Origin of the sequence: Streptomyces sp. NPDC057307, assembly GCF_042667665.1 — a bacterium.
Classification (GTDB): domain Bacteria; phylum Actinomycetota; class Actinomycetes; order Streptomycetales; family Streptomycetaceae; genus Streptomyces.
The window spans coordinates 44,267-50,390 of record NZ_JBHUZM010000047.1; the positions used below are offsets into that span (position 1 = coordinate 44,267).

The window sequence follows — 6,124 nt, forward strand, 5'->3', positions numbered from 1 at the left end:
CCATGGCGAAGATACGCACCGGCGACATCACCACGCACGTCCAGCGGCTGCCCGCCGCGAACCCGCCGGCCGACGGCGGCGAGACACCGGTCGTGGTGTTCGTGCACGGTCTGCTCACGGACAGTCTGGCCAGCTACTACTTCACGCTCGGCCCGGCGTTCGCGGCGGCGGGCATCGACGTGATCATGTACGACCTGCGGGGCCACGGCCGCAGCGACCGGCCGGCCACGGGGTACCGGCTCGAATCGTTCGTCGGCGATCTCGTGGACGTGCTCGACGCGCTCGGCGAGACGCGCCGGGTGCATGTGGTCGGCAACTCCTTCGGCGGCACGATCGCGACCGCGTTCGCCGCCTGGCACCCCGACCGGGTCGCCACCGTCACCATGATCGAGTCCGAGCCCCCGGTGGCCGAGTGGACCCGGCACATGGCCGACGGGCTCAGGGACGCCAAGAACCAGCTCGCCCGCGAGGAGGTCATCGGCTGGATCTCGGCGAACCACGGCGCGCACACCGCCCGGCTCTCCCGGGGAGCCAGCCGCATCCTGGCCACGACCACCCTGGCCGAGGACGTCCCGGCCGGCCGTGTCATCGACGACGGCCTCGACGCGCTCGACGGCTGCCCGGTGCTCGCGATCTTCGGTGACGAGTCCGGGCTGAGCGCTCAAGTCCCGCAACTGGAAGCCAAGTTGGTGTCCTGCCGCACCGTGGTCCTGGCCGAGCAGGGGCACTCGGTGCTGGTCGAGCGCACCGAGGAGACCCAGGACCTGATCCTGCGCTGGGTGAGGGAACACACCCTGGCCGAGGCGGTGCGGTGACACGGTTTCTGCTCGTCGTCCCCCCACTGGTCGGTCACACCAACCCGCTGGCCGCCGTCGCCGACGAACTGTCGGGGCGCGGCCACGAGGTGGCGTGGGCCGGCTACGGCGACCAGATCCGCGCGCTCGCGGGCCCCGGGGCCCGGGTCCACGAGTGCGCCATGCCGGACAACGGGCTGAGCCGGCCGCCGGGTCTCGCGGGGCCGGGCGCCTTCCAGCACCTGTGGGAGAAGTTCTTCGTCCCGCTCGGTGATCTGATGGCGCCGGGCATCGAGGCGGCGATCGACGCGTTCCGTCCCGACGCCGTCTTCACCGACCAGCACGCCGTCGCGGGAGCGCTGGTCGCCGAGCGTCGCGGGATCGTGCATGTCACCTCCGCGACCACGTCGGCCGAACTCGTCGACCCGCTGGCGGAGTTTCCGAAGGTGGGCGCCTGGCTGGCCGACCTGCTCGGCGGACTGCGGGCCCGGATCGGTGATCCGACCGTGTCCGGCGATCCGCGTTTCTCGCCGCACGGCGTGATCGCCTTCACGGGGCGCGAGCTGGTCGGTGACTCGCCGCTGCCGGGCGGTGAGGTCCATCTGGTCGGTCCCGCCGTCGCGCCGCGCGCCGGGAGTTCGGACTTTCCGTGGGATCTTCTCGACCCCGCGCGCCGCCTCGTCCTCGTCTCACTCGGCACCGCCAACGCGGACGCCGGAGGCCGCTTCCTCACCGAGGCGGTGGCCGCGCTGGACGCGCTCGGCGACCGGGTGCAGGGGGTGGTGGTCGATCCCGGCCGCACCCTCGGAGCCGTACCGCCCGGTGTGATCGTGCGGCCGCACGTGCCCCAACTCGACCTGCTGGCACGGGCCGACGCCGTCGTCTGCCACGCCGGCCACAACACGGTGTGCGAGACGCTGTGGCACGGCCTGCCGCTGGTGCTCGCCCCGATCCGTGACGACCAGCCCATCGTCGCGGGACAGGTGGTCGACGCGGGCGCCGGTGTGCGGGTCCGCTTCCGGCGTGTGGACGCCGCCCGGCTCGGGGCGGCGATCGAGACCGTGCTGGACGACGCCGGCGGACACCGGGCCGCCGCCGAGTCCATCGGCCGGTCGCTACGTGCGGCGGGCGGCCGGGCCGCCGCCGCCGACCACCTCGAACGGATCGCGGCGCGGCATGCCCCCGTCCCCGCCTCCGGCTGACCCCCGGCCCGCTCCCCTCACCCCCCGCACCCCGACCGCAACCACGGGACCCCCCATGACCTCGGCTTCCGCTCCCCCCGACCCCCGCACCGAATCCGCCGGTGACACCAAGACCACTGCCAGCAAGGCAATTGACGCCACGTCAGACATGCCCGGCACACCCGGCACGGCTCCGCTGCGCGTCCTGCTCGGTTACGCCAGGCCGCACCGCCTCGTCCTGGGCGCCACACTGCTGCTCCTCCTCGGGGCGAGCGGGGCCGGCCTCGTACAGCCGCTGGTGGCGCAGCACGTACTGGACGGACTCGGCGAAGGCAGCGGGGTCATGGGGCCCGTACTGCTCCTGGCCGGCCTGGTCGTCCTGGGGGCGGTGCTCACCGGGCTCCAGTCCTGGTGGCAGCAGCGCACCTCGGAGCGGGTGGTACGGCAGATCCGCCGGGATCTGGTGTTCCGGCTGATCCGGCTGCGGGTGCCCGAACTCGACCGCCGCGCGCCGGGCGATCTCATCTCCCGCGTCACGTCCGACAGCACCCTCGTGCAGAACGCCGCGACCGAGGGCCTGGTGATGGTCGCCAACGGCGTGCTCAGCATCCTGGGGGCCGTGATCCTGATGGGCCTGGTGCATGTGGGGCTGCTCGGGGTGACCGTGGCGGTGCTGCTCGGCGTCACGCTGGTGATGGTGCTCATCCTGCCGCGGATCCGGGAGGCGGTCGCCCGCTCGCAGGAGTCGATCGGCGCCGTCGGCGCGGCGCTCGACAGGGCGCTGGGCGCGGCCAGGACCGTGAAGGCCAACGGCGCGGAGGGCAGGGAGACGGCGTCCGCGGGACAGGCCGTCGACGGCGCGTACCGGGCGGGCCTGGTCGGCGCGCGGTACGTGGCGATGGTGAAGGTGCTGTCGGGCGTCTCCATCCAGGCGGCGTTCCTCGCCGTGCTCGGGGTGGGTGGCGCGCTGGTCGCCTCGGGAAGTCTGGAGTCGTCGGCGCTGATCGCGTTCCTGCTGTACGTGTTCTACCTGGCGAGCCCGATCGGCTCGCTGGTCGCGGGGCTGGGGATGCTGCAGCAGGGGCTCGGCGCCGTGGGGCGTATCGAGCAGGTCGGTCGGATGCCGATCGAGGACGACGTGGATGGCGTGGACCGGGACGTTGCCGAGGTGAACGGACCGGCGCACAGGGGCCGTTGGGACGGGACGGACGCGCCTCCGGTCGAGTTCCGGGACGTCCACTTCTCCTACCCGGACCGGTCCCCCGCGCTGCGCGGCATCTCGTTCACGGTGCGCGGCGGCACCCAGAGCGCGCTGGTGGGTCTCTCGGGTGCGGGAAAGACCACGATGTTCGCCCTGCTCCAGCGGTTCTACGAGCCGGCGGCCGGCCGGATCCTGATCGGCGGTGTGGACATCGCGACCCTGCCCCGCGCCGAGGTGCGGCGCCGGATCGCGTACGTCGAACAGGAGTCGCCCGTCATGGCGGGGACGATCGAGGAGAACCTCACGTACGCGGCCTCGGACGTGTCGGACGAGGAGGTCGCGGAAGTTCTGCGGCTGACGCGGCTCGACTCGCTGATCGAGCGGCTTCCCGACGGCCTGCGGACGGAGGTCGGCAGCCGGGGCGTCGCGCTCTCGGGCGGTGAGCGGCAACGGCTCGCCATCGCGCGCGCTCTGCTGCGCGGTCCCGAGGTGCTGCTGCTCGACGAGGCGACGGCGCAGCTCGACGCGAACAACGAGCGGGCGCTGCGCGAGGCGGTCGAGCAGGCGGCGCGGCGCTGCACCGTGCTGCTGATCGCGCACCGGCTCTCCACGGTGACGGGCGCGGATCAGATCGTGGTGCTCGAACACGGTCGGGTACGTGGCACGGGAACCCATCATGAGCTGGTCGAGGCGGATGTGCTGTACCGCGAACTGGCCTCGTCCCAGATGCTGGTGGGCGACGACGCGGCGGTCTCGGCGATCGGCGGAGCCGAGACGGTTGCGGGTGCGGCCACGGGTGCGGGTGCGGGTGCCGGTGGACCGGCGGCCGGGGAGCCGGTGCCGCTGAATCGGTGAGAAGCAAGTGAGGGCATTCCGCGATCGAGCGGAATGCCCTCACCAGTTCTCAGTTTCTCTCAGCCGTTATCAGCTGTTTCGATCAATACGATCGAGTCAGCCGGTAATGGAGTTCAGGGCTGCCAGATATCCGTCCCTGTGGCCTTCCACATTCGGGTGGTAGGACTCGTTGATCTTGTCCCACTCCAGACTCGTCACCCATTCCGAGCCACCCGAGCAGAGGGTGTGCGGGTCGAATGCGGGACGCGGGTCCAGGAAGGTGAATCCGGCCTCGGCCGCACGGCTCGCCATAATGTCGTTCAGTACGTCGGCCGCTGAATTCATGGCCGCACGCTCGGCGTCGCTGAGACCGAAGATTCCGCAGGAACCGCCGATCTTGTAGAGCCGGGGGTAGCCCACGACGACGACCTTCGCCGACGGCGCGGCGGCCCGCACCGCGCCGTAGGTCTGCGCGAGCGCGGGAGACAGCGCGCCGGTGGCGGCCTGCTTCGCGAGCTCGACGCCGGCGATGCAGTCCGCGTCGTCGATCGTCAGGATGCAGTTCGTCAGCACATCGACGAAACCGACGTCGTTGCCTCCCACCTGCACCGTTACCAGTGTGGTGTCGGCGGTCAGCTGCGGTATCTGGGTGCTGGCGACATCGGCCGTGGTCGCGCCGGAGCACGATGCCTCGACGAAACCGGTGTCCGGGTGCTGGGCGGCCCAGAGCCGGGGGTAGGTCAGCGGACCTCGCCGGCAGGGGTCGTCGGGGTTGTCGTAGGTACGCGTACCGGGGGCGACCGCGTAGGAGTCGCCGATGGCCACGTACTTACCGGCCGCCTTCGGTGCCGCGGTCGCTGTGGGGGCGACGGTTGCGGCTACGACCATTGCCAGAAGTGCGGCGATGAGTGGTCTTTTGGAACGCACGAATACTTCTCCGATGAGTGGGGTCATGGACTCTATATAAATAGCACCACTTGATGCCCTGCGGTATACCCGGTCATAAAATATCTGATGGCAATTCAGGAAGCTCCCCCGCGGGCACGCAACCTTCATGCAACGTTGGGTCCGGTTCACTGGCGGGATGAGCGAAGAGGAGAGCGCGGCAGAGGAGAGCACGCGGGTGGAGGTGACGCCCGCCGCCGCCGATCTGATACGGCAACTGCGGGCCGAGCACGGACCGCTGATGTTCCACCAGTCGGGCGGCTGCTGCGACGGCAGCGCGCCCATGTGCTACCTGGACGGTGAGTTCCGTACGGGGAACTCGGACGTGCTCCTGGAGTCCCTGGAGGTCGAGGGCGTCACGGAGCCGGTGCCGTTCTGGATGTCGGTGAGCCAGTACGAGGCGTGGCGGCACACCCGGCTGATCGTGGACGTCGTGGAGGGGCGCGGCAGCGGTTTCTCGCTGGAGGCACCGGAAGGGGTGCGGTTCCTGATCCGCTCCCGGCTGATCTGAGGCGTACGGGACGGGCGTACGGGGCGGGCGTACGGCGGCGAGTCCCGTGCTCGTACGGGGAACTCGGCTGGGCCGGTGGGGCGGCGGCCGGACGGCCCCCCGGTCCGGCCGCGCCACGCCCTGTGAGCAGGCGCTCCGGCGCGGGTGGCGGCGGGCGTCCGCGTGGGGGTCGCGGGCGGGATGCGCCCAACTGCCGACAGGACACCGGAGTCGGCGGGTGTTGTGCTTCCGGTGTGAGCCACCTCGGTTCCCCGTCCCGGTGGAATCCGTGGTCCGGCCCCTGCGCCGGGCACCGAGGCTCACCCTTCAGCAGACAGGGGTTCCCTCATGACGCTTCAACGCATCGCCGCCGCCGCTCTCACCGTGGCCGCTCTGACCGTCGGTGCCACGGCTGTCGCCCAGGCCGACACCCGTACCGCCGGGCCGAGTTCGGCCGCGGCCGATCCCGTCGCCTGCGCGGCCTCCACGACGGCCGCCGCCGCGTCCGCGGCCAACGCCGCCACCGCCGCCGATGTCGCCAAGGCCGACGCGGCCTCGTCCGCCGCCGCGGTGAAGGCCGTCGCCGCCGCCATCGCGGCGACCCAGCCCGCCGCGGCGCTCGCGGAGGCGGCAGCCACCGCGACGGAGGCCGCTGCCGCCGCCGTCACGTCCGCCGACG

6 protein-coding genes are annotated in these 6,124 nt (G+C 71.8%); 5 read left to right on the top strand and 1 reads right to left on the bottom strand.

What is annotated here, in order from left to right:
* Positions 1-2: 2 nt before the first annotated feature.
* Genes ACFUN8_RS18470 through ACFUN8_RS18480 form a run of 3 tightly spaced genes read left to right on the top strand, consistent with a single transcriptional unit; the run spans position 3 to position 4,031 of the window.
* Entirely contained in the window at positions 3-815 is an 813-nt protein-coding gene (locus ACFUN8_RS18470) for an alpha/beta fold hydrolase (RefSeq protein ID WP_383638248.1), read from the top strand.
* The gene (locus ACFUN8_RS18475; RefSeq protein ID WP_383638251.1) at positions 812-1,996 is read left to right on the top strand and encodes a glycosyltransferase; all 1,185 of its coding nucleotides are present in this window, start codon (positions 812-814) and stop codon (positions 1,994-1,996) included. The genes ACFUN8_RS18470 and ACFUN8_RS18475 overlap by 4 nt, the downstream gene beginning before the upstream one ends.
* 55 nt (positions 1,997-2,051) lie before the next feature.
* On the top strand, positions 2,052-4,031 hold the full coding sequence (locus tag ACFUN8_RS18480) for an ABC transporter ATP-binding protein (RefSeq protein WP_383638254.1): 1,980 nt from the start codon (positions 2,052-2,054) through the stop codon (positions 4,029-4,031).
* 96 nt (positions 4,032-4,127) lie between these two features.
* On the opposite strand, the gene ACFUN8_RS18485 is transcribed toward ACFUN8_RS18480, so the two are convergent.
* Positions 4,128-4,898, bottom strand: a complete 771-nt coding sequence (locus ACFUN8_RS18485; protein WP_383638257.1) for an SGNH/GDSL hydrolase family protein — start codon at positions 4,896-4,898, stop codon at positions 4,128-4,130.
* A 196-nt stretch (positions 4,899-5,094) separates the two neighbouring features.
* Between ACFUN8_RS18485 and ACFUN8_RS18490 the strand changes: the two genes are divergently transcribed.
* Positions 5,095-5,466 (top strand): DUF779 domain-containing protein, encoded by a 372-nt coding sequence (locus ACFUN8_RS18490; RefSeq protein ID WP_383638260.1) that lies wholly within the window; start codon positions 5,095-5,097, stop codon positions 5,464-5,466.
* A 327-nt stretch (positions 5,467-5,793) separates the two neighbouring features.
* A partial coding sequence (locus ACFUN8_RS18495; RefSeq protein ID WP_383638263.1) for a hypothetical protein occupies positions 5,794-6,124 on the top strand: 331 nt, incomplete at its 3' end.